We start from the raw sequence: 23,108 nt of genomic DNA, 5'->3' as shown, positions 1-23,108 counted from the left end.
AATTGCCGCCACCATACGACTTTGCTGCAATGCGGCGTGCGTTGCACAAATTATTGGCGATATCGATCATCGTTCCAGTGATAGCTCTGTCCGGTTACGGATACTACGACTATCAACGTCGGCTCACCGACGCCCAAGACGTCATCGATCGTCTTGCACGCGTCGCCGATGAGCAGGCGGTGAAGGTGTTGGACCTGAACCGCGAAATGTACGAGCGAGTCCTCGAATTGTTGGATGAGAGCAATGACATGCAGATCCGCTCGCATGAAGCTGAAATCCATCAACGCCTGAAAACGATTGCCGAGAAGTTCCCGCAAGTCGCGGCGATTTCAGTTTTTGGCAAAGACGGCGATCTGTTGGCGAGCAGTCGGCTCTTTCCGGTCCCTGCTCTGTCGGTGCGTGAGCGAGACGATTTTCGTACCGCGCGGTATGTGCGGCCACATCCGTATTTCTCGCTTCCTCATCACGGCGCGACAGGAACGAGCGAATTTGCGACAAACATGGCGCGCAGTGCGGCGGACGGCCGCTTTATCGGTGTGCTGTCCGTTGCGCTACGCCAGCAGTACTTTTCCGATTTCTACCGCGACTTGGTCGAACCCGGTGAATCGGACCTCGTTGGGCTCTATCGCCTGGATGGAGGAATCTTGATTCGATACCCGGATAATCGTCCGGCCGTTTACACGGCGGCCAATCCGGAAGTTTTTAAAGCCATTAGTGGCATCGGTCGAGCGAGGCATTTGAAGTCGACCTCGACGGTCGACGGCGTTCAACGCTTGCTCGTGTATCGTCGCGTTGACGGTTACCCGCTGATTATCAGCGCGGGCATCGCGACTGCAACGATATATGAGCAATGGCTCGCCAATCTGCTCACGATCACTGCCATCGCGGCTATTCCGACGATCGCTGTTTGCTTGTTGTTCCTTTTTTCGCTGCGTCGCTTGAGCGCGGAACAGGTGGCATGGGAGCAGTGGCGCAACGAGGTCACGATGCGCCTGGCAACTGAGGCGTCGAGTCGTCACCTGCAACGCATGGGTTCGCTGGGAAACCTCGTTGCGAACGTGGCCCACGACTTCAACAACTTGTTAATGGTTGTGGACGCCAACATGGAACTTGCCTCTCGTAAGGGATATACAAACCTCCGGAAAGAAGTAGAGGCCGTGCAGCGAGCATCACGTGGCGCGAAAGGGTTGGCTCGCAAGCTCATGAGCGTCGCGAGGAAGCAGCCACTGAGACAGGTGCCGGTCGAACTGAGAGCTTGGATTGAGGGCGCCCAAGGAATTCTTAACACGTCAGTGGGCGATAAGGTCACGCTGAGTGTCCATATCGCTGACGACATCGGGACAATACGAGCGGACCCGGCAGAACTCGAATCCGCACTTATCAATATCGCCGTCAATGCGAAAGACGCCATGCCGCGAGGAGGAAAGGTCGTGCTTCGCTGCCAGAATCGTCAAATCGCGGTCGATGAACTCGACGTTCCCGCCGGCTTTTACGTGGTCATATCATTGACGGACAACGGCGAAGGTATGTCAACGGAAGTCCTACGTAGGGCCTTCGAGCCTCTATACACGACAAAGGCCGAGGGCGCGGGGACAGGTCTCGGCCTAGCTCAAGTATTGACCGCTTGCGAGCAAGCTGGGGGCACCGCAAAAATTGAAAGTGTTCCGGGCTTCGGTACCACCGTAAAATTATTTTTTCCTCGATATGACGCAGATGCGCTTGCTCCCGAGCAACTGGACTTAAAAGAATCGCAGCCTCAAACCGAAGTTGAAAAACCACTTCCGCGGGAGGTCTCAGTTCTATTGGTTGAAGACAATGACGAAGTGGCCGCCGGAATCGCTGCTGTGCTTGAGGTGTTCGGTTGTACAGTGCGTCATGAAACGACGGCCGACAGCGCGATGCTCGTTTTGGGTGCTTTAAATGCGTTTGATGTAGTGCTTTCGGATATCCAAATGCCGGGGAAGTTGAGCGGACTAGACTTGGCCGAACAGGTGCGAACTCGTTGGCCCAAACAGAAAATTGCGTTGATGACCGGATATGCGAATGAACTGGAAAGGGCAAAGTTTATCGGCGTCACGATTTTGGCGAAACCGTTCGACATCGACGATTTGAAAGCGCTGATCACCCCCGAACCCGATTAAAAATTCGGCGTCTCTGAGTGCTTTGCCAAGACCGATGGCGCATCCTATGCGTCATACCGTCTTGATTTATTACACGAAGTGCTTTCGGTGGGCGTTAGTGCATAAAAATCTGGTTGTCACGCGGAGGCGTGAAGTTTAATCGGAATGTCCGGCTTACTCCTTGTGGAACTGGATAGATTCTCGATATTTGGCGGGAAGATGCGTAAGGACAACCGCAACGGCGGCGAGGCCGAAGGGTTCTATCGCGTCAGGAACTGATCAGAGTACAACGCAGGGCTGATCGCACGACGCAGCGGGACTGTGTGGATCAATGAGAGCGCATTGAAAATGGTAACCTAAGCGGAGCCTGTGGTGCGCCGTTGACCGCACGCCTGATCGGATGCACTTATTCAGGCGCTGCTCACGCTCAAGCAGGTATGCCGCTTGACGTTGCAAGCCCCCAAGGCCTCAAGCAAGTCCGCGAGAGCTTGCGTTCGCCGCCTCCCTGTGCGGACCATACCCAACATCGAGTCGGTGTGCGCAGGAACTGAAGGTGGCGCTACCGGTGCACACAGTTGTGAACCGCTGCATCTGGTCGTGGACCGCACCTGGCGTCAAACTCTTCGGCGAAGGCGAATGGAAGGTGCTCAAGCACGGATATTCGGTTATCCGGAGCGGTGCACCTGGCGTAACGTCTAATTGGGACTGGACCCGAGGACGAGCCAGGTGCGCGCGGCACCGATGAAGCATCAGGATGTTGATGAGGTGAGCGTAACTCCCGGGCTCTGGACAGGATCCCCGCAAATGAGCCTATTGAAACGATTAGCGGTGACGGTGCGTACGGTAGGAAGCGCTGCCACGCAGCGATTCCAGCGCGCGGCGCGACGCCCTCGATTCCGCCGCGCGAAAGGGCAAAGCTTCGGCCTGAATGCACGCTCGGGGAAGCAGGCACGATGGGATTGGAGACATCGTAGTACTGGCTCGTCACATCTTCGCTCCTGGGTATGACGCATCGCGTACAGCAGTTGGCGAAAGAAAAATGTCCTACACACGCATGCGACCAACTCGATCATCCCTGACAATTTCTTAAAAACTTCTCGTCCACGGGGCGATCGCTGTAAGCTGGTGCAAGATCGACTGACGCAATTGTGATTGCAAATATTGATCACTACCTCGGCGAGCGCAATCGATGGGAGATAGAAGCCTAGAATATACATTAGCGCAATTATAGGAGAGGTTAATAATCGAAATGCATGCAGGTAATCACAACTGTTTGAGCGATTGCTAAGAGTTAGCTGTATGCACTATCCTCGAAAAAAACTATGCTATACGGGGTAGCTAATAAAGATGTGAGGGCATATGATTAAGGCACAGCTTACATACAAAGGAATTATTCTGATCCCGCTTGCAGCATTCGACGCCGGGTCATATGCTGCGATGATTATTGTAGAGGTGCCGGACGAATTTCAACGCGCGTCCGGAGTACTCGGAAATTTCCCCACAGCTGACGAAGCTTGTAGGTACGCCGTCGAATATGGCATGGCGGAGATAGATGCGCTCGTACAGCGACCTAAGTGCTAATAAAGAAGGGCGGGCTCAAAACTGAAGCGCAACACCAAAGCGTATAAGGTGTTGTAATGCACAAAGCGAATTAGTACGAGCAGTTGCAAGTGCGTATTTCGGTGAACGTGACCGCTGATTTCGGGAACGTGACCGATTCGGCGAGGTCGGGCGTTGCGCGGTTTCGATTGTAGAGTTCCTCCCTAGTTTTGGTCGAGTGCTGGTTCAAATACGCTGGACTTCGGAGGCGGCTTTCTTAGAGATTCGCCTGTGAGTTTGATGCGGTGGTGACGGTGCATGAGGCGATCAAGCATTGCGTCGGCGATGGTCTCGTCGCCTATCCAGCCATGCCAGTGTTCGATCGTTAGCTGGCTGGTTACGATCGTGGCCTTGCCGGCAGAACGGTCGTCGATCATCTCGAGTAAATCATTTCGAACCATTGCGTCGAGCGGAGCCATTCCCCAATCGTCCAGCAAGAGAACATCAGTGCGAGCAACCTGCAGCAGCCATTTGGTGAAGCCGCCGTTGCCGTGCAGAACGCGTAGTTCCTCGCCCAACCGCGGCACGCGCAGATACAACGCAGAGTGTCCGCGTCGGCAGGCATACTGAGCCAAGGCGCAGGCGAGCCATGACTTACCTGCGCCGGTCGCGCCGCTAATGAGCAGGCTGTATCCGGCCTCAACCCAGTCGCCCAGAGCCAGGCTTGTGAGCGAACGCGGGTCGATCCCTCGACCTGCGCGAGTGTCCAGATCTTCAATGGCGGCCTGCGGATACTTCAGGCGCGCTTGCTTAAGCAGTCGGGTGCGACGGCGATCATCGCGCCAGCTTGCTTCCCGGTCGACCAACAATGACAAGCGTTCCTCGAAATTGAGAGTCGCCGTGCCGGGCTGCGTCAATTGCTGTTCCAAGCCGTCGGCAAAGCCATTGAGCTTCAAGGTGCGCAGTTGCGTCGAGGTCTGTTGCATCATCATGGTGGGTTCTCTTTATTGGTAGTAGCTGGGGCCGCGCACATGCGCGTGGCTTGGGCTGATCCATTCAACCGGCGTTGTTGCTGCGGCTCGGTCACGGTTGTTGATCAGGATGTCGCGCACGTGGCGGTAACGGTGTACGCCTAGTTCGAGTGCCAATGCGCACGCCGCTTCCAGACGCTCGGGGCCATAGCGACGAGAGAGTGAGAGCAGTCCAAGGCACGCCCGATAACCATGTTCGGGATGACGTTGCTCCTGAAGAAGCCGACTCACGAGCGCACCGGTTGCGCCGCCAATCTGCTGGCCCCAGTGAATGAGGCGCTGCGGAGTCCATTCGAGATGGGCGCGGTGTGCCGCCGGCATGTGCTCTACGACTGTCGTGTAGCCTCCCACGCGATCGTTGCGGGCGTGGCTGGCCACGCGGCGGCCGCGATGAAGCAACTCGACGGCGGCTGCCGTGATTCGCGCATCAAGCTTGAGTCCGACTAGCGCTTGCGGAACGCTGTAGCGGTGTTTGTCGATCTCAACGTGATAGTCAATGTGGACCGTGACCGACTTGAACCGCGCCAGCTCATACGGCTGCACCGGCAGCGGTTGCAAAGCCGGCGCGTCCAGTTCGGCAAATGCGGTGGCGCGGCATCCCGGCAGCTTCTGAAACGGACGCCCGTTCAGGTTCTTCAGTAGTGGGCGGATCGCGTCGTTGACCGACTCAATAGTTTCGAATCGATGATGACGCAGGCGCGCCATGATCCAGCGCTCGACGATTTGAACCGCTACTTCAACCTTCGGCTTGTCCTGGGGGCGATAGACGCGTGCCGGCAAGAATGAGGTTCCGTAGTGACGCGCGAAGTCCAACACGGTGTCGCCTGCGCGCGGCTCGTAACGGTCAGGGTCAGCGATCATCGCACGCGGGTTGTCCGGCACGATCAGTTGTGGAACGCCGCCGTAGAACGTCAGCGCGCGGCCGATACCGTTCAGCCAGTCCTCCATCGTCTCGGCTGGCGTGGCGCATGCGAACGTGAAACTCGATGCGCCCATGGCGGCCACAAAGATGTGCGCGCGACGCCCCGTGGTCAGCGCCACCGTGGGGCCGGCGAAGTCGACGAACAGCTTCTCGCCAGCTCGGTGAATCTGTCGCATGGAGCGCTTCAGGCGTTTGGCGAACGCCTTATAGTGTTCACAGAACTGCGTGTAACGGTAGGTCTGCCGGTTCGCAAACTCAGCCTGGTATTCCTCCCACAACAGCGTCAGCGTCACACCCTTACGGCGTAGCTCTTGATGGATGCGCCCGTAGTCGGGTTGGGCGTAGGCAGCAGGTCCGGTGGGCTTACCGAGCAGCCGCCGCTCGAGCTCGCCTTCGTCCATGTCGCAAGCGCTCGCCCAGTCGAGCCCGGCGGCACCGGCTAGCCCGACGTACTTAGTGACCACACCCTTGGAAATGCCCAGCGATGCGGCGATTCGATCGTGCGAGAAGCCGGCGTCGAATTTAAGTCGTAAAACGTCCTTGATCATGCGCATGTTCATCCGGTGCGCGGGCATCGTCTCTCCGGCCAAAGCCGGCGAGCATAACCCGCGTGGTTGATGTCATGCGCAACGCCAATCCTGCTGTCCGGTCCGCTCGGTCACGTTCCCGAAACGGCCGGTCACGTTGCCGAAATCGTCGGTCACGATCCCGAAACGGCCGGTCACCTTCATCCGAAATACGCACTCGGGACACTTCCAAACGGCCTATCGTCCGCACGGCGGTCGTCACGGATGACCCCACGTGAGGCACGTGTCGATTCGTATCAGGTTTTATCAGTTCGTGTCAGCTTCCCCCAAAGACCAGCTCGAACCATCGCTGTACATTGACGTAACTCATCCCTATCTGGAATGAGTCATATCCGAATCTAGGTCTTCTCGACCGACGACGGTATGGCTAAAGTCCACATCAACGAATCGGCGCTCTGTCGAACTTCACATTCCTGAACTTCTACCGAAGGAAAGATCATGGCTCACTTGTTCACGTCTAAAAAGGTTGGTGCTTATTCGCTCTCCCATCGGGTCGTTTTGGCTCCAATGACGCGCCTTCGCACCATTCAACCCGGCGATATTCCGAGTCCGATGATGGCAGACTTTTATGGTCAACGGGCATCCGAAGGCGGCCTTGAGATTATCGAAGGCGTTAGCATCTCGGTCGTTGCTCGTTCCTACTTGGGCGCGGCAAGTTTCTATCACGACGGACAGGTCGACGGCTGGAAAGCTATTGCCAATGCTGTTCACGCCAAAGGCGGAGTCGTTTTCATGCAGTTGATCCATGGCGGACGTCAAAGTCACGTTGAGATGACCGGCGGCGTTGATCCGGTCGCGCCATCGGTTGTGCCATTTGAGGGAGTCGCGCTCACGAAGGACGGCTTTGTGCCGGCATCGCCGCACCGCGCACTCGACATCGAAGAAATACCCGGCATCATTGAAGAGTTCCGCGTAGCCGCTCAGCGCGCGAAGGACGCGGGGTTCGACGGCGTTGAACTGCATGGCGCCAACGGCTACCTTGTCGACCAGTTTATTCAGGACGGAACGAACAAGCGCACAGACGCCTACGGAGGTCCGATCGAGAACCGTGTGCGCTTTCTGCGTGAAGCCGTTGAAGCACTGATCTCAGTATGGGGCGCCGACAGGGTCGGTGTTCGGATTTCGCCATCCGGCGAGTGGGGCGGTATCTCTGACAGCGATCCCGAAGCTACTTTTAGCTACGTGGCCAGCGTTTTGGATGACTACAAGATCGCCTATCTGCACGTTATCGAACCGCGTATTAAGGGTGACGACACACTTCACGAAGACCATGCGCCTGTCGCGGTCAAGTATCTGCGTCCACATTTCACGGGTGCAATCATCGCCGCCGGCGGCTTTGACGGTGATAGCGCGGAAGCTATCGTAGCGTCTGGGGATGCGGATCTCGTGGCTTTCGGACGCCACTTCACGTCGAATCCTGACCTGGCGTACCGGTTGAAGAACAAGCTACCCTTGACTCCGTATGTGCGCGCCGCGTTCTGGGGCGGCGACGAGCGGAACTATTCGGACTTCCCAACTTACGAAGCGACCGCGACCGCCTGAGTTAACGCTTTTCCCATTCATCTAGACGGGGTTTACATGTCACGCACTATCAAGTTCGCACAAGCCGGTGGTCCGGAAGTTCTCGAATTTATCGAGACGCAAGTGCCGGAGCCTGGCACTGGTGAAGTACGCATTACGGTCAAAGCTATCGGCATCAACCGCGCCGAGTCGATGTGGCGACTTGATGACTACATTGAGCCCGTCAAGTTTCCGGCTGGACTGGGGTATGAAGCCGCTGGTATCGTCGATGCTGTCGGCGCAGACGTCACGGGTATCGCAGTTGGCGAGGAGGTCAACGTGATCCCGTCGTTCTCGATGAATCAGTATTTCACGTATGGCGAAATCATCACCGTGCCGGACTACGCCGTGGTGAAGCATCCGAAGTCTTTGTCGCACGTCGAAGCAGCGTCGGTCTGGATGATGTTCGTCACCGCTTACGGCGCGCTCATAGAGGATGCCAAGGTCGGGAAAGGGGATTTCGTTATCGTTCCGGCGGCATCCAGCAGCGTAGGGCTCGCCGCGATCCAGATCGCAAACTACGCAGGGGCTGCGACCATTGCGTTGACGCGAACCTCGGCCAAGCGCAAGCAATTGCTCGAGGCTGGCGCCACGCATGTGATCGCCACTGATGAAGTCGATCTCGTTGAAGCAGTGATGAGCATCACTGATGGCAAGGGCGCGCGCGTCGCTTTCGACCCTGTAGGTGGACCTAACTTTCCGAAGTTGATATCCGCGCTGGCCTTTCAAGGCACAGTCTACATTTATGGCGCACTCGCAGATGGCGACACTCCAATCCCCGTTCTAGCAATGATTGCGAAAATGCCGAGCATAAAGGCGCACAACATCTGGCTAACAAGTGGTGATGAAGCTCGGCGGAAGGCCGCAGTGCAATTTATCCTGCAAGGCCTTGAAAGTGGTGCGCTCAAACCGGTTATTGATCGAACCTTTAAGTTCGAAGATATGGTTGAAGCTCACCGGTATCTCGAAAACAACGGCCAGTTCGGCAAGATCGTCGTTACCGTTTAAGTGCAAGCGCCTCGGTCACACCAGGGGCGTCGGATCTCTTCTTTGCTCACACATACCTGCATTTTGCCGGGACAAATCAAGGTGTCGCATTGCGATGTAGGGCATCGAGCAGTACGAGGCCAAAGAGCTCGTCGCTTAACTCTGTCACGCTGTCGATACAAGGTCAATCCCCTGCGATTTTGACGCTGTTTCTTTAATGCGAGTTACGAGCTTTGTGTTATGTAGATGTTGCTTGCCGACTGAGAGGCAAATATTTAGTCATACTCGTGCGGAACAACCGTCTCGACGACCAATCTCCAGGCAGGGTCGGCCATGGCCAAGCAAGTCGTATTGATCACCGGTGCTTTAACAGGCATTGGCCACGCAACAGCCGTCGCGTATGCGAAGCTCGGTGCAAAAATCGTCGTCTCTGGCCGTCACGAGAACGCTGGGGCAAAGGTTCGGGTCGAACTCGAGGCGCTCGGAGCCGAAGCGGAATTTATTAAGGCCGATGTGAGGGCCGAAGAGGATGTTCGCAGCCTCGTAGCCGCTACCTTGAAACGTTTCGGGCGCCTCGACGTCGCGGTGAACAACGCTGGCACCGAAGGTGAGCAAGGGCATATACCAGGACAGACGGTGGAGAACTTCCACATCACTTTTGACACCAATGTTTTGGGCACACTCCTTTGCCTAAAGTACGAGCTCCCGATTATGCTAAAACAGCGCAGCGGAAGCATTATTAATATATCGTCGATCGCCGGCAAGGTAGGCTTCGCCGGGGCTTCTGTCTATGTCGCGAGCAAGCACGCAGTTAACGGCTTAACCAAGTCGGCAGCATTGGAAGCCGCCCCGTCGGGTGTCCGGGTTAATGCAATCGCACCGGGCCCCGTTCAAACCGATATGATGGAGCGCTTCGTTGGACGGGACGTCGACACGAGATCTAGTTTCCTTAACTCAGTTCCTGCGGGGCGGGCGGGAACTACAGAGGAAATCGCCGACGCAATTGTCTTCCTTGGAAGTGATAAGGCAGCATACTTCAATGGACAGTCGATCCTGGTCGATGGCGGATACACGACGCAATAATCCAGACCTACAGCCGCCCAGCCTATCGGTTGACTGGGAAGTTCCGTGATTCAAAGAATGGCAATGCGTGGACGTTTGAATAGCATGGAGCGCTCCTGTAAAGCGTATGGTCGGCCTTTCATCTTGCAGGAATTTCGACCGCAAGGACGTCCTTTTTGACGCGTTCAGAGATCAAATAGAAGTAAGCAGATGAAACCTAATCTCTGCAACCGTGGATAGTACGTTGTACTAATTGACATCCGTCTGTTTCTTACGTGTTGTCGACGTTTCCAATAAAGCATTTCGCACTTGGTTTGCTAGGTGCGCAAAGTTGTGACTTCACTTCCGTTTTTAAAATATCGAGGATTCAATCATGTCGCGCATTGTTCAATTTACCGCCCCAGGCGGCCCTGAAGTGTTGGAATTTAAAGATATCGATGTACCTATGCCCGGGGAAGGCGAGATTCGAATCCGCGTCAAGGCGATTGGGCTAAATCGCGCGGAATCGATGTGGCGTACTGGCGAGTATATCGAAGAGGTCAAGCTTCCCGCGAGGCTCGGTTACGAAGCCGCTGGATTCGTGGACGCGGTAGGCTCCGGTGTAACCGGTTTCAAGAAGGGCGACGCGGTCAACACAGTACCAGCGTTCTCGCAAAATCAGTATGGAATGTATGGTGAGGTCGTGCTTGCGCCAGCGAGCGCCGTGGTAAAGCATCCACCTAATTTGTCTTTTGAAGAGGCATCGTCGATTTGGATGATGTTTATTACGGTATATGGCGCCTTTGTCGAAGCGGCAAAACTGAAAACTGGTGACGTTGTGTTAATTCCTGCGGCGTCAAGCAGCGTGGGGCTAGCCTCAATTCAAATTGTGAATATGCTCGGTGCTACGCCGATCGCCTTAACTCGTACGAAAGCAAAACGCCAGCAACTGGTAGAGGCTGGCGCCACCCACGTTATCGTAACGGATGAGCAGGATTTGGTGAGCGAAGTAATGCGGATCACCGATGGCGTTGGAGCACGAGTTGTGTTTGATCCGGTCGGCGGCCCGAGCTTTGGCAAGCTAATCAAGGCGATGACAACCGGGGGCATTCTTCTTGCGTACGGAGCTTTGAGTGAGGAGCCCGCGCAACTTTCGTATCTTGATCTGCTAATAAAATTGCCCACGATCATGGGCTACACCATTTGGAACACGACGGGCGATGCAGTTCGGCAAAAGGCCGCAGTGGAATTCATCACTAAGGGCCTTAGTTCGGGAGCCTTGAAACCAATGATCGATAGAATCTTTTCTTTCGATGAGATAGTCGATGCACACCGCTATCTCGAGAAGAACAATCAGTTCGGCAAAATCGTTGTGACGGTGTAACTTTAAGCGGGTTCAGGTCATCTCTTTATACACAACTCGACACTTGCGGCAACGATGGTGGAGTAAAAAAGAAGCCACAAGGGGGTTGTTAACTGTGCGGATTTCGCGTTTACTCTCGGATTTTCAGCATGAAGATCCGAGACGACGCAGGAGCATGGGTGGACGAGGAATTTGAGACGCTGGATTTGGGTGATCCACGGCGAGACCGGCGCGCGAAGGAACTGCTCAAACGGTTCGCCAGCCGGCCCACGGCCAGCATTCCGGGCGCGTGCGAAGGCTGGTCAGAGACGATCGCTGCATATCGCTTTCTGGGCAATGAGCACATCGACTGGCGCCACATGATGCAGCCGCATTGGGACCGTACCACGGCACGCATGGGGCAGTTGCCGGTGGTGCTGTGCATTGCCGATACGACAGAGCTGAACTTTAACGGTCAGGATATCGAAGGGGCTGGCCCGCTCTGCTATGAAGCACAGGTAGGCATGTATCTTCACGCGACCTATGCGGTGACACCGGATCGGGAGCCGCTGGGTGTGATGAACGCATGGATGTGGGCGCGCGAACCACGCGATGCAAACGGCAAGCGTGGGGGCGTTAAGGAAAGTGCGCGGTGGATCGAAAGCTATGAGATCGTGGCCGAACAGGCACGGGCCCTGCCTGACACGCGGCTGGTGTATGTGGCCGATCGTGAAGGCGACATCGCCGCGCTCATGCAGCGTGCGCAGGAACTGGGTGAACCGGCGGACTGGCTGATGCGCTCGCAACACAATCGCGCGCTCAAGGGCGAAGCAAGTTTGTGGGAGACGGTGCACGCCAGCAGGGTGCTCGGCCATATCAGCTTCGTGCTGCCCGGGCGCAGCGGACAGAAGGCGCGTGAAGTGAGGCAGGAATTGCGTAGCGAGCGCGTCACGCTGCCCGGGCGTGCCGGTGTCAAGCTAACCTGCGTCGAGGCGTATGAAGTGGATGCGCCAGCGGGTGTGAAGCCCGTTATCTGGCGTCTTGTGACCAACCGCGAAGCAGGTGATGCGCATGCCCTCATCGAACTCGTTGACTGGTACCGCGCGAGGTGGGAAATAGAAATGTTCTTCAACGTCCTGAAGAACGCCTGCGGGGTCGAGGCACTGCAACTCTCACAGATGGAGCGGGTGGAAAAGGCGCTCGTGCTGTATATGGTCGTTTCGTGGCGTATCGCGCGGCTCATGCGTGTGGGCAGAACCTGTCCGGAGTTGAACGCGTCGCTGTTCTTTGCGGCTGACGAGATACACGGCGCCCATGTGCTCTGTAAGAAGGCGCGTCCAAAAAAGCCGCCGACGCTTAACCAGATGATACGGATGGTCGCCTCGCTGGGCGGATTTCTCGGGCGCAAGAGCGACGGCGAACCGGGCGCGAAGACGCTATGGATTGGCATGCAGCGAGTCATGGATGCCGTGATCACCATCCAGATCTTGCGCGACGGCTACGACACTTCTGTATAACGAGATGGGTTCAGGTGACCTCGCCCACGTGCATATGGTTTACGTGGGCCGATGTCCTTCTGACACCGGAATGGACCGCGATTAGACAGCCCCTCTCCGACCGCGGGAGGCTTTAGCGATGGGCCGAGTTATCTCTTGGCCGGGTCTTCTCGGGATCAGCTTGGCGCGGCTAAGCTGCAGCTTGGCGAGCTCGTCTCCAGTAGAACCCCGCAATATCACTGTGTTGAAAGTCGAAAAAACACCAACGCGGCATCGCTCCAAACTTCCAACCGAGCTGTCATGATGCCCACCATAGCAGCATCGAGTTCCAACCGAATTCGGACGTCGTCAAGATGAACGCTGGCTCCTCGCCCGACCATGCAACATTGCTAGTAGCAACGGATAAATTGTTCGTTTCGTAGCGCAGCCGGTAGTGGCTTTGATGCAACTCAAAGACGTCGGAAAACGCACGGAGATTCTTCGTACCGATGGCGAAGCGACTCGACTGGTCGCGATCGTTGACCTTGAGGTTTAAAAAGGAGTCACCAATCGTCAACCGACGCTTCTCAGTCCGTGGACGCGTCGTGGGTGCCTAGGCATTGCGCTGAATCTCGACCGCTTCTTAGCGGGTCCTGTTGGAGCCGCCGCTCTGCATCGGCAAAGCAGGCTTGCTGCTTCAACTAGGAGCTGCTCCTGCATAAACTTTACATAAAAAGAATTATCAATTGAACTGGTATGTTTGAGTTTGTTGTTTTTTGATGGTCTTTATCCGGTTTGTCACGCAACGGCATTTTCGATAAATGGTATCTTTGTGCGTTGCGTACTTCAGCGGACGGTCTCCGTGTTTCAACACTTGTTCGGTGCCTCAGCGCCCGCTGTGCTTCGTGGTCCGGTATTGGTCGACGACTTCGGTGTGCCACGATACTGGGCTGCAGTCTGGTCAGTCGTATCCGCTTCGCAGCTCGCCGAATCGACACATTTAAAGAAGCTGCGGTATCTCGAAGATTTGTATCGACATGCGGACCGTCTCCGTGGGGCCAACGCCTTGGATGACGCGTTGGCCGAGCTCAACGACGAAGTCCTCGCCGAGATTCTAGAATCATGGTTCGTCTCCATTCGCAATCAATCGGCGGTGAGCGGCGCAGACGAGAAACGTTGGCAAACGGGGCTTGGCTTCGTGACGGCCATCGTGACCTGGTTATCCACGAGCCAGACCTCTGATGAGCGGCTTCAGCGCATCGAGCAGCGACTGCACAGGCTTTCCACGCTTTATAGCCAGCTCCATGTCCGCAAGGACAATACGGTGGAGACGGTTCGCTCGTTGCCGGCGAGTACCATCGAAGCGCTATATGCGCTGCTTGACCCAAAATCCCCGCACAATCCGTTTGGACGCGACAAGACGCGGTGGCGGGTCTTCGTCGCATTTGTGTTGATGCTGCACCAGGGATTGCGGCGCGGCGAAGTTTTGTTGCTTGCGGCGGACGCGGTGAAAAGTGCCTACGACCACAAGCAACGACGCACGAGGTACTGGCTCAATGTGCAGGATAACGAGTACGAGGAAGCCGACCGTGACCCTCGCTATTCAAAGCCCAGCATCAAGACTGTGCATTCGATTCGCCAGGTGCCAGTCAGCGAGTTGACGGCCGATGTGGTGCGAACCTATGTCGAAAACTATCGGGGCCGGCCTGGTCACTCGTTTCTGTTGAACTCACAGGCCAACACACCGTTGTCGACTGAAACGCTGACGAAGGTATTCGCGCAGATTTCGAGGTGCTTGCCGATTGAGGCGGTCAAAGAACTGAATGACCGGACGGGAAAAACCGTTGTCACGCCGCACGACCTTCGACATTCATGTGTCGTTGTCCGGCTCCATCAGTTGCTAGAACATGGTGATCCGATGGATGAAGCCCTCCAGAAGCTGCGCACGTTCTTCGGCTGGTCAAAGACATCAACCATGCCGTCGCGGTATGCGCGCGGTGTGTTTGAGGATCGATTGGCGGGTGTTTGGAATGACGCCTTCGATGACCGGGTCGCGCTGCTGCGCGCTTTGCCCAAGAGCGTCTGATATGGGCAAGCCTCCAGTGCAGTCGAGCCTGTTTCCGGGTCGGTTTCCTGTCGATGACGTCATTGATCAGGTTGTGGCGGGATTGCCGGTACTGCCGTCGGTCATTCGCTATTACGACGACTTCGATGACGTGCAGCATTCGATCCGGGACCCGGCGGATCGAGCGGTATTTGAACTGGCAATCAACGGCAGGACGATCAGGGTCGACTTTGCGCGCTTTGCGGACACTCACGCCGTACTGTTGAAGCACGTCTTCCTGTTCCTGCTTGGCGAAGATCTCAGCGTATCGACCGCGGCGAACTACGTGATTGCTGCCTTGCATTTGGCGTTCGATGATGTCACTGACATCGTTCGTGCTGGTCCCATCGGAATCACTGCTGTCTGGACCAGACTGCGGGTGCGCGAGATGCCTCTGTTGGCTTATATCCTGGCAAAAGCGCTGCTTCGGCTCTTATGCCGTCACAGGCTGCAAGGCTGGTCCGATACCTACGACATCTACATCACCACCGCCCTTCCCTTGCCAGCGAGAGATGCCTATGCTGGAGTCCGGTCTGGTGATGTATTCCTGAGCGCAGACGAAGAGGCCGCGATTGTGCGGCATCTGGATGAAATGGCTGAGGCTCTCACATCGTCCGTGGAGACGGTGCACGAGAATGTCTGCGACGCTGGCATGTTGCTGTGTGCCTATCAGTTCGCCATGCGCCCAATCCAGATCGCAATGCTGAGCATACGAAATGTGCGTATCTGGCAGGAGGCACCGGAGGCGCTCCCCACAGTTCATCTGACCTTCCACATGGCCAAGCAGCGGAGCAATTCGAAAAGAAAGCCGCTGACCAGGCGCGTCAAGCGTGAATGGGTTCCGATCTTCGTTGCGATATGCGCGCGACGACAAGCCGAGGGCGTTGCCGGTCCCACACGCTTCTTCGCTGTCGAGTCCAACTACGAGGCGGGAGTTCGGATCGCCTCGCTTGTGAGGAAACTGATCGGCTCTGATGATCTCGGCTCGGCTACGGACCTTCGCCACACTGCAGCGCAACGGCTTGTTGACGCCGGTGCAAGCCACGAAGAGCTCGCCGAGTTTATGGGCCATTCGCACGTGCAGACCGGGCTGGTGTACTACGAAACATCGGCATCCCATGCGGAACGCGTGAACCGCGCGCTAGGGGCTTCTGATCTATACCGCCGCGTGGCGAAAATTGCACACGACCGGTTCATCTCGCAGGAAGAGCTCTCCAGTCTCAAAGGTGAACAGCAAATTGCAGGCGTACCGCACGGCGTTCCGATCGCCGGTATCGGTGGTTGCACCTCCGGGCAACCGGCTTGCCCCTACAACCCGATCACCTCGTGCTATGGCTGCCCGAAGTTCATGCCTCTACACGACAAGGCGATGCATGAGCGCGTGCTGGTCGAGATGCGTGAAGTGGTCATGTTCTTCGATCAGAGTTCTCGCGGTGACACCAGCTCGCCAGCCTATCTGCAATTGCAACGCACGATTGCCGAGATACAAGCGGTGATCACTGAAATGGAAGGGAATGGACGATGAATCCGCACTACTGCGCGTTCGTCGAACTGGGCAGAACACTGGCTAGTGAAAAGGGGCTGCCGTGGGAAATCCCTCTCGACGAAACAGGCTCCGCGCTCGACAAGAACGGTTGGGATCTCACTGCCGTTGCCGGCGATGTCCACCCTCCAACGCACTATCTAAGAGACTTTGGCGCCGAACTAAAGGCGTTGGCGATCATCAATGCCGAACTCGTTGCGACGGGCGAGACACGGCGTGCTCGCGCGACGCTGTCACCTGCTTGGCAGGATCTCATCAAGGCGGCCGTGGCGGAACAGTTGCTGTTCAAACGCAATACGACAGCATACGTCTTGCAATGCATTGCCAGGCCGCTGCGAGTGGTTGCCACGTGTGCGAGAAAGGAACCGTGGCAGTTGACGGTCGATGACCTGCAGCTGGCTGCTCGCGTTGCAAAGGCAATACAGGCCAGCGGAAAGTTGGGTGATCTGGTCGTTGGTGTTGCTAAAGTGATATTCGATGCCCAGCACCTCTGCGATGCCGGACAGTTGTACTCGGCGCTCGACGTTCCACGCATGCGCGGAAAAAGCGCAATCAAGGCCAAGCATACGTGGTCGCAAGATGAGCTGCGTGCCGATCTGGAAGCGCGCAAGCGTGTCGAGCGACTGCCAGAGCGGCGCGCGTTCTGGGAATTGACCCGCATCGTGATGACAGAAAAGCCGCGCACATTTATTGACGACGTGCGGTTTGCCGCCATACGCACCATGATCGTGACGGGCTTGCGCGTTGGCGAAGCGGCTTTGCTACCTGCCGATTGGAAGCGAGAGCGCACCCACCTCGACTCAAAGGGGCGCTCGGCAGGGGAAGCCGGCGGAATCTCATCGTCGCTTATGATTCGCCACTTTGCCGAAAAGCAGCAGATCGGGGAATCGGACAGCCGGGTTCTGGTTGAAAAAGCTCAACCTGTGCCGGAGATGTTCCGGGCACTGCTCACCGAGACCCTCGAGCATGTGGCAAAACTCACCAGGCCGCTGCGCGCGACGTTGAAGCTGCAATGCGAAACTGGTCGACTCCTGCCAAGGTACCAGCTCGATGAGCTTGTACCGTTCACCGAAATGTACACATGCTTGATGGGTAACCCATTCTGGCTGAATATCCCGCGCGAGCAGTTTATTGAACGCTATCGAGACGGCTTCGATCCGACCGTACTGACTGACTTGCATCGCCATCAAACGGAACTGCAGCGCAGTGATCAGCTCACGCTGGATATGGCCGTGTATCAGCTTGGCCATCGCTTGCAGAAACAGATGGGCGGCGGACAGATAACTTTGCGTTTCCGTCATGCAGACGGCAAGGTCGTCGGGCTGCGCGAACGCATGAACTGGCACCGCACATACCTGCATATCGGCGAACTGGAGGATCACATCCGCTCCACAACGCCGACGAAGGTATCCGATACGACGCCACTGCAGTTGGCAATCGGCGCTGCGCAGCCATGGGAATTTCTATTGGTTCAGCCGAAGCGCTCGCTCGCCGAGGAGCGCAACGATGGGCTGTGCGACGTAACTCGCTACATGGCAGTCAGCCGGCCAGATCCAAGGTTCATTGGCCTTGCGCTTGGTGATGACAAGAAAATACCATCGCTATTCGAAAAATACGGTGAGTCGGACGAGGATCGCGGGTTGAAGCTCGAGTCGCACATGCTGCGTCATCTGCAAAACACGGAGCTGTTTCGGCTGGGCGTTGCCGACACGATCATCTCGAAACGCTTCAACCGGCGTAGCGTCGCACAAAGCTACGAATACGATCATCGCAGCCTGGCAGAAGATCTCGATCAGATCGAGATCCCCCAGGACATCGAAATCATGCTCGGTGAAAAAGCAAGTACGGTTGCCCGGCTCATCAAAGGCGGCAAAGCCAACGGTCCGATCGTCGATGCGTTCCACCGCATCCAGGCAACCCAGGGTGATGCCGCGGCGTATGAGTACCTGCGCGCTGAAGCGGACGGTTTCCATGCTACGCCGTACGGGCACTGCCTCAATTCATTTACGGTTGACCCGTGCCCCAAACATCTCGAATGCTTCGCGGATTGCCGCCATCTCTCGGCAACTGATCTGCCGGAGAATCGACGGAACCTCATTCGCTTAGAAGGCAAATTCAAGCTCGCGGTGGAAACAATCAAAACCCGGCCGTCGACGAGCATCGGCTGGAGGAATCAGCTCGACCATGCAGAAAAGCGCCTGGCCGGCGTACGGAAGCTTCTCACGACGCCACCAGGAGAACGTCCCTTTCCGGATGGCCCGGACCTGTCACAGCCCCGGGAACGTGGAGTACTTGATGACTAAACCAAACGAGATTGCACCTTCCAACAACAACGAAATGCGCGAGATCCTCGAAAGGTTGCTGGCCGATGACGAAGACATTACGGCACGCGCCGTCGCCCGACGGCACCCGTCCATCAATGCTGCATCATCTATCACGCGCAGTGAACCAAGAAGTAAGCTGCTTGCTGAATATCAGCAGCGTCAGGCGGAGTATCGGCGCTGGCGCGCTCGCGTTGCAAGACGGTCCGGCGCAGACACGGCAACATCACTAGCCGACAAGAATATCCAGATCGCAGAGCTTGAGTCGACTGTTGAGTTGCTAACGGCATCGCACCTCGCCATGCTACGCGCCGTTGGTGAACTGGGTGGTTTCAGCAAGTGGGCGAAGTTCTACGAGCCGTATCGGGAAGCACGAGACAAACTCGCCGAGCTTGGTGCGCTGCCGGAGGCGACAGTGTCTGCGATGCCCCCGGACTCTCGCGTCGAGCCGGTACGTGGCCCGGCGAAGAAGCGACGCTGAATTCGTGGTCTAGCGTTACAGCGGTATGCTAACGTTGTCGAACGCTTTGCCACGAAATGGCCGAGCCTCACGGCTGGCGCCGCCCTCTCCCGAAAGGAGTGTCACATGTCCTACTGCCCGTTCTTCCAGACGCTGCATGATGAAACTCGTCCCGTGGGCCATCTCGGTCGGGGAACTCACTACTCCGTTCTGCGAGTCCCGACGTGGCACGATGAGCTGCTGAATCCGCTCCAGAGCGCCACGTTCCTTGACTTCGCTATTGTCTGGGATGAGGACCACGACGAGCGGATCATTGATGCGATTCTGATCCTCTACCTCGCCGGGCTGCTGGCTCCGGTTCGATTCATCGGCGAACGGAAAGGCGTGCTCTCGATACTCCTGGCGCCAGGCGTCATTGAAGCGTGGGATGGCGCGAGAGTCCAGCGTTATCGTGAGGATGTCGAAAGCGTTTGCACGAGCCTCGAGGATCCGTGGACGGCGGAAGTGAACAGCGTTGATAGTTCGCGACATCCAATCATCCACGCGGCACCTGAGGACGTCGCCACATATCTGAAAAACATCGACATGCTGTGGCGACTCGGGACCAGAGCCGCCGGGGATCGACATGTGTGAGCGCAACAACGACCAAGCATGTTGTGTCGACGGTGTGCCACGGGTGTTGCGTCACTACGCGCTTTGGCGCGCAACGCTAGGCCGCTCTTCGTTAGCGCAACAGCACCTCCGCAGATACTGTGCGTCTGTGGATAACTTGTCACCTATAAATAAAGGAAGAGTCGAAGAACAGACCTTCGCAACACCACACCCTAGGTGCCAAGAATCACTTTTTGATAGGATACCTAAATACACGAGCACGATTAACTATGATCGACTCCACAAGGGACGTTCGACATTCGCAATAACGGTCGCTCGCTAATGGTCCGAGAGAGGCAAATGATCGCGTAGCATGGCCCGTCATCAAAGGGAATCATCGGGTGCTGCAATGCTTGGTTGATGCTTTACCCTCTTTTCCATGTTTTGGACTTCATCTAGCCAAGCACCCGTGAGGGAGATAAGTTTTCCGTACGCAAGATTGAGCATTGCGGCAGGTAATCGTGCCCGCGCTCGCTACCTACATGCCAGACGCAATGCTGGCCTTGGTCGAACGTTCGGATGTGTTCGATGCCAAGACGCACTTGGTGGCATGGCGGGCCGCGAGCGAGCGTCTGGGTGCTTTGTGCATTGGCACTTTCATCCTTGCCGAGGCGGGGCTGTTCGACGGCCGCGAAGTCACTACAAACTGGGGGCTGGCACCGCTCTTCCGGCAGCGCTATCCGGCAGTCTCCGTGGATAAATCGCGAATGCTAGTGCCTTTGAACATTGGCGCAACGGCAGGCGCCGTGACCTTGGGCTGTGGCTAATCCGGACGAAGCCCTGAACTTGTTGCACTGGTGTCCCGCTATCTGCTCGCCGATATCCGCTCGTCACAGGCGGATACATTATTCCGAATCATCTCGCGCGGGCCGATCCACTGATCCAGCGTTTTAAGCAATGGTCACGGAAGAATCTGCGCGCGGGTTTCCGTTGCAGGATGCTGCGAGCGCGCTTGCCACCAGCAAGCGCTCGCTGCAGCGTCGCTGTCAGGGAGTGCTCTGGCAATCATCGCTCGCTTTTTCTCAGGACTGGCGCGTGAAACATGCTCAGTCGCTGATCCGCAGCGGCTACCTCGATCTCAAATCGATTGCGGCAGAAGTGGGTTACGAAACCGGCGCGACATTACGTTCGCTGTTGCGGGAACGTCTTGGGTGCGGCGTCCGGGAACTTCGTTCCGACTTGCTGTAAAGCAGTGTTTTTCGGAAGCGCAAATGTTTGATCATCTCGGCGAGCGATCATGAGCTGAGCAAAATCTTAACGAACCGCATCGCGCCATTCCGGATCGCTTCTCTTCCAAACTCTGTTTGGCACAATCTAATCGAAGGACGGGCCCGAAACCTGCGCACGTCTTCAGGAGACCGCACGCCCACGCGGCCTATTTACCAACATCCGAGAAACGTTCACGACCGATCCCCGCAACATTCCGCATGACAAGAAAGTGCAGCAGGAAAAGAAAAATCACGGCGAGAAGATTGCGCCCAGTTGCGGAACATGCTCCGCAACCAGGGAAGAAACCGCCATCAAGCATGAAAAAGAGAATACCGAAAGTGCACCAGACGACAAAGCAGCAATCTAGCCGCCGCGCCCGGACTAATCCCGGAAACCGCAAAGGAGTATCCGCATGATCAAGGATTCACGCTCCGCCAAGGAGATCCAGCAGGTAATCAACGAGAAACTGGAGTCGGCCGGACTCAGCCCAACTTACCGTGTGGGGCTACCTGTGAAGCTTGTGCCCGCAGCGCCTGATGGTCACAACTGGCATTTCATCGATGTCTTGACGGGCGACATGGAAGACATGACGAAGGTGACCGCCGTGCTTTCTGAAACACGGCGCCAATACGTGATGGACGAAAATTAGCGCGCCACCTATTTGTCTGCCGTGTTGCAGCTTTTTGGCCAGCAGGTTGAATTGCTGGTCTTCATGCGCGGCAACGGCGCCACTTTCGGCGCCATCTCTCGCGCCCGTACCCACTATGCGCCCACTTGCAACGCCAACAGCGCGAATACAAAACTCCGCGAGCGTACCAATAAAACCTTTGAATACGATGAAATGCGCGTCCGCTCTCGCGTCTAGATAGGCATTGACGCGTGCAACCACTCCCTCCGGATTGTCTTTGAGATAAGTAGCATCCGTGCGAGCAATGATGAGGAAATTGAACTCCTTTCGCGCGTTCACGCACGCGTTGGTATGCTGGGACATGACTTTCCGACTCGAGCAGCTTGGCCGGATAGTCGGCGTGCTTGCCAAACACCGTGTATTCAATGTGGATTGAGGAGGCGTTTGCACAGGAGCGAAACGATGCGCCGCTTCCTGATCTACATAATCGATAACGCATCGGCAGCGCCGAATCCAGGCCTTTCCTGCATCAGTTGCTCAACCATCATGCGAGCGGGAGCTGGCATGTTTTCAAGCTCACGGCATACGATACTTAAGGGACGCTCCGCCCACGGTTCATCCAAAGGAATATTGACTAATCGCGCTTTTTCGTGCTTGGGTATTCCCACCTTGGGCAAGATGCCTATCCCCAGACCGGCGGCAACCATGTTGCGAACAGCCTCGAAATTCGTTACCTGAATCCGGAGCTTCAGTTGTCTGCCGGCAGCGTCCGCCGCGCGTGTACAAAGCGTATGAATCGACGCACCCTCTTGCATGCCAACATAGTCGCAATCTAGCGTCTCTTCAAAGCTAATTGACTTCCTTTTGGAAAAAGCATGGTCGACGGGCACCACCAGGAACAGCCGGTCAATCCTGTATGGCAAGCAAGTCAACCTCAAGGACGGGTCGGGAATGGCGCAGATGCCGAAATCGACGACCCCGTTCTCAACCATTCTTACCACCACATCGCTTGGCTTTTCAATCAGATCTATTTTGATTTCCGGATGCAAGCTCGCAAAACGGCGTAAATCCGCCGGCAAGTAATGCACCATGGCTGTGTAGGTCACGGACAGCCGCACGTGACCCCGGATACCGCCAGAGTATTCGCTTAACAGCGTATCGATGTGCCTGATCTGCTCGAAAATCTGTTTTGCATGGCCATACAGGGCGATGCCGGCTGGCGTAGGCAAAACACCGCGACTATGACGGTAAAAAAGGGGCGAGCCAGCATCTTTCTCGAGATCCGAGATCCGCTTGCTAGCGGCAGAAGGCACCAGATGCAGTGCCCGGGATGCAGTTGCAATACTCCCCTCTTCCACCACTGCCAAGAAGACTCTAAGGGACTCGATATCGATGCGCATGGATCCCTTGGAAAAAAGCAGTGTCACGCATCGTCATGGACGATGGCTCTGTTCGTGAGAGAGCAGTAGTTTTGACTATTTGTCAATATTATAATCCAGCCTCGGCAAGCACTTCTGGGTTCAATTCCGATGCTGCCGAGGGCTGGCACGCTCTAAAGCAAAGAGCGGTCATCTGGCAAACCCTTCAA

Annotated in this window: 19 protein-coding genes; 15 read left to right on the top strand and 4 right to left on the bottom strand. The window is 56.3% G+C overall.

Annotated elements, in window-relative coordinates; all coding sequences use genetic code 11:
* Positions 1 to 29 precede the first annotated feature (29 nt).
* Positions 30 to 2,141: an ATP-binding protein gene (locus tag ACSQ83_RS27700; protein ID WP_436230408.1), complete on the top strand. Its 2,112-nt coding sequence runs from the start codon at positions 30 to 32 to the stop codon at positions 2,139 to 2,141.
* Between the two features lie 1,742 nt (positions 2,142 to 3,883).
* Here ACSQ83_RS27700 and istB read toward each other — a convergent pair.
* Together istB and istA are read right to left on the bottom strand one after the other, a co-directional pair.
* Positions 3,884 to 4,651, bottom strand: a complete 768-nt coding sequence (gene istB / locus ACSQ83_RS27695; protein WP_436230391.1) for an IS21-like element helper ATPase IstB — start codon at positions 4,649 to 4,651, stop codon at positions 3,884 to 3,886.
* Between the two features lie 12 nt (positions 4,652 to 4,663).
* The gene (gene istA / locus ACSQ83_RS27690) at positions 4,664 to 6,187 is read right to left on the bottom strand and encodes an IS21 family transposase (protein WP_436230390.1); all 1,524 of its coding nucleotides are present in this window, start codon (positions 6,185 to 6,187) and stop codon (positions 4,664 to 4,666) included.
* A 450-nt stretch (positions 6,188 to 6,637) separates the two neighbouring features.
* On the opposite strand from istA, the gene ACSQ83_RS27685 reads away from it, so the two are divergent.
* The 5 genes from ACSQ83_RS27685 (at position 6,638) to ACSQ83_RS27665 (ending at position 12,646) form a co-directional block, all read left to right on the top strand.
* Positions 6,638 to 7,741 (top strand): alkene reductase, encoded by a 1,104-nt coding sequence (locus ACSQ83_RS27685; RefSeq protein ID WP_436230389.1) that lies wholly within the window; start codon positions 6,638 to 6,640, stop codon positions 7,739 to 7,741.
* A 36-nt stretch (positions 7,742 to 7,777) separates the two neighbouring features.
* A complete protein-coding gene (locus ACSQ83_RS27680) occupies positions 7,778 to 8,767 on the top strand; it encodes a zinc-dependent alcohol dehydrogenase family protein (protein WP_436230388.1) in 990 nt (329 codons plus the stop codon).
* Between the two features lie 312 nt (positions 8,768 to 9,079).
* Positions 9,080 to 9,829 (top strand): glucose 1-dehydrogenase, encoded by a 750-nt coding sequence (locus ACSQ83_RS27675; protein ID WP_436230387.1) that lies wholly within the window; start codon positions 9,080 to 9,082, stop codon positions 9,827 to 9,829.
* A gap of 352 nt (positions 9,830 to 10,181) precedes the next feature.
* On the top strand, positions 10,182 to 11,171 hold the full coding sequence (locus ACSQ83_RS27670; protein ID WP_436230386.1) for a zinc-dependent alcohol dehydrogenase family protein: 990 nt from the start codon (positions 10,182 to 10,184) through the stop codon (positions 11,169 to 11,171).
* Between the two features lie 128 nt (positions 11,172 to 11,299).
* Positions 11,300 to 12,646, top strand: coding sequence for an IS4 family transposase (locus tag ACSQ83_RS27665; protein WP_436230385.1), 1,347 nt, complete (start codon positions 11,300 to 11,302; stop codon positions 12,644 to 12,646).
* Positions 12,647 to 12,923: 277 nt separating this feature from the next.
* Here ACSQ83_RS27665 and ACSQ83_RS27660 read toward each other — a convergent pair whose 3' ends face one another.
* Positions 12,924 to 13,181, bottom strand: coding sequence for a hypothetical protein (locus ACSQ83_RS27660; RefSeq protein ID WP_436230384.1), 258 nt, complete (start codon positions 13,179 to 13,181; stop codon positions 12,924 to 12,926).
* 501 nt (positions 13,182 to 13,682) lie between these two features.
* Here ACSQ83_RS27660 and ACSQ83_RS27655 point away from each other — a divergent pair.
* The 9 genes from ACSQ83_RS27655 to ACSQ83_RS27615 all read left to right on the top strand — a co-directional run bounded on the left by ACSQ83_RS27655 (position 13,683) and on the right by ACSQ83_RS27615 (position 21,757).
* Complete coding sequence (locus tag ACSQ83_RS27655) at positions 13,683 to 14,690, top strand: tyrosine-type recombinase/integrase (protein ID WP_436230383.1); 1,008 nt, start codon at positions 13,683 to 13,685, stop codon at positions 14,688 to 14,690.
* Positions 14,635 to 16,233: a site-specific integrase gene (locus ACSQ83_RS27650; protein WP_436230382.1), complete on the top strand. Its 1,599-nt coding sequence runs from the start codon at positions 14,635 to 14,637 to the stop codon at positions 16,231 to 16,233. The genes ACSQ83_RS27655 and ACSQ83_RS27650 overlap by 56 nt, the downstream gene beginning before the upstream one ends.
* A complete protein-coding gene (locus tag ACSQ83_RS27645) occupies positions 16,230 to 18,554 on the top strand; it encodes a hypothetical protein (RefSeq protein ID WP_436230381.1) in 2,325 nt (774 codons plus the stop codon). The genes ACSQ83_RS27650 and ACSQ83_RS27645 overlap by 4 nt, the downstream gene beginning before the upstream one ends.
* Positions 18,547 to 19,053: a hypothetical protein gene (locus ACSQ83_RS27640; protein ID WP_436230380.1), complete on the top strand. Its 507-nt coding sequence runs from the start codon at positions 18,547 to 18,549 to the stop codon at positions 19,051 to 19,053. The genes ACSQ83_RS27645 and ACSQ83_RS27640 overlap by 8 nt, the downstream gene beginning before the upstream one ends.
* Positions 19,054 to 19,158: 105 nt before the next feature.
* Complete coding sequence (locus ACSQ83_RS27635) at positions 19,159 to 19,665, top strand: hypothetical protein (protein WP_436230379.1); 507 nt, start codon at positions 19,159 to 19,161, stop codon at positions 19,663 to 19,665.
* A 479-nt stretch (positions 19,666 to 20,144) separates the two neighbouring features.
* Complete coding sequence (locus tag ACSQ83_RS27630) at positions 20,145 to 20,450, top strand: hypothetical protein (RefSeq protein ID WP_436230378.1); 306 nt, start codon at positions 20,145 to 20,147, stop codon at positions 20,448 to 20,450.
* 130 nt (positions 20,451 to 20,580) lie between these two features.
* The gene (locus ACSQ83_RS27625; RefSeq protein ID WP_436230377.1) at positions 20,581 to 20,871 is read left to right on the top strand and encodes a helix-turn-helix domain-containing protein; all 291 of its coding nucleotides are present in this window, start codon (positions 20,581 to 20,583) and stop codon (positions 20,869 to 20,871) included.
* Positions 20,872 to 21,304: 433 nt separating this feature from the next.
* Positions 21,305 to 21,541 carry a hypothetical protein gene (locus ACSQ83_RS27620; RefSeq protein ID WP_436230376.1) on the top strand — a complete coding sequence of 79 codons (237 nt, stop codon included), beginning with the start codon at positions 21,305 to 21,307 and terminating at the stop codon, positions 21,539 to 21,541.
* A 12-nt stretch (positions 21,542 to 21,553) separates the two neighbouring features.
* Positions 21,554 to 21,757 (top strand): hypothetical protein, encoded by a 204-nt coding sequence (locus ACSQ83_RS27615; protein WP_436230375.1) that lies wholly within the window; start codon positions 21,554 to 21,556, stop codon positions 21,755 to 21,757.
* A 242-nt stretch (positions 21,758 to 21,999) separates the two neighbouring features.
* Here ACSQ83_RS27615 and ACSQ83_RS27610 read toward each other — a convergent pair whose 3' ends face one another.
* A complete protein-coding gene (locus ACSQ83_RS27610) occupies positions 22,000 to 22,920 on the bottom strand; it encodes a LysR family transcriptional regulator (protein WP_436230374.1) in 921 nt (306 codons plus the stop codon).
* Between the last annotated feature and the right edge of the window lie 188 nt (positions 22,921 to 23,108).

It is taken from the genome of Caballeronia sp. LjRoot29 (assembly GCF_964252755.1).
Taxonomy (GTDB): domain Bacteria; phylum Pseudomonadota; class Gammaproteobacteria; order Burkholderiales; family Burkholderiaceae; genus Caballeronia.
Note: the sequence above shows the minus strand (reverse complement) of the source record. Positions and strands in the feature narration are given on the sequence as shown.

Coding starts and splice junctions, on each gene's coding strand:
- ACSQ83_RS27670 (WP_436230386.1), top strand. CDS start 10,182: ATGTCGCGCATTGTTCAATTTACCGCCCCAGGCGGCCCTGAAGTGTTG.
- ACSQ83_RS27675 (WP_436230387.1), top strand. CDS start 9,080: ATGGCCAAGCAAGTCGTATTGATCACCGGTGCTTTAACAGGCATTGGC.
- ACSQ83_RS27680 (WP_436230388.1), top strand. CDS start 7,778: ATGTCACGCACTATCAAGTTCGCACAAGCCGGTGGTCCGGAAGTTCTC.
- ACSQ83_RS27700 (WP_436230408.1), top strand. CDS start 30: ATGCGGCGTGCGTTGCACAAATTATTGGCGATATCGATCATCGTTCCA.
- istB (WP_436230391.1), bottom strand. CDS start 4,651: ATGATGATGCAACAGACCTCGACGCAACTGCGCACCTTGAAGCTCAAT.
- ACSQ83_RS27665 (WP_436230385.1), top strand. CDS start 11,300: ATGAAGATCCGAGACGACGCAGGAGCATGGGTGGACGAGGAATTTGAG.
- ACSQ83_RS27650 (WP_436230382.1), top strand. CDS start 14,635: ATGACGCCTTCGATGACCGGGTCGCGCTGCTGCGCGCTTTGCCCAAGA.
- ACSQ83_RS27640 (WP_436230380.1), top strand. CDS start 18,547: ATGACTAAACCAAACGAGATTGCACCTTCCAACAACAACGAAATGCGC.
- ACSQ83_RS27635 (WP_436230379.1), top strand. CDS start 19,159: ATGTCCTACTGCCCGTTCTTCCAGACGCTGCATGATGAAACTCGTCCC.
- ACSQ83_RS27610 (WP_436230374.1), bottom strand. CDS start 22,920: ATGCGCATCGATATCGAGTCCCTTAGAGTCTTCTTGGCAGTGGTGGAA.
- ACSQ83_RS27645 (WP_436230381.1), top strand. CDS start 16,230: ATGAATCCGCACTACTGCGCGTTCGTCGAACTGGGCAGAACACTGGCT.
- istA (WP_436230390.1), bottom strand. CDS start 6,187: ATGCCCGCGCACCGGATGAACATGCGCATGATCAAGGACGTTTTACGA.
- ACSQ83_RS27685 (WP_436230389.1), top strand. CDS start 6,638: ATGGCTCACTTGTTCACGTCTAAAAAGGTTGGTGCTTATTCGCTCTCC.
- ACSQ83_RS27625 (WP_436230377.1), top strand. CDS start 20,581: ATGGTCACGGAAGAATCTGCGCGCGGGTTTCCGTTGCAGGATGCTGCG.
- ACSQ83_RS27620 (WP_436230376.1), top strand. CDS start 21,305: ATGATCAAGGATTCACGCTCCGCCAAGGAGATCCAGCAGGTAATCAAC.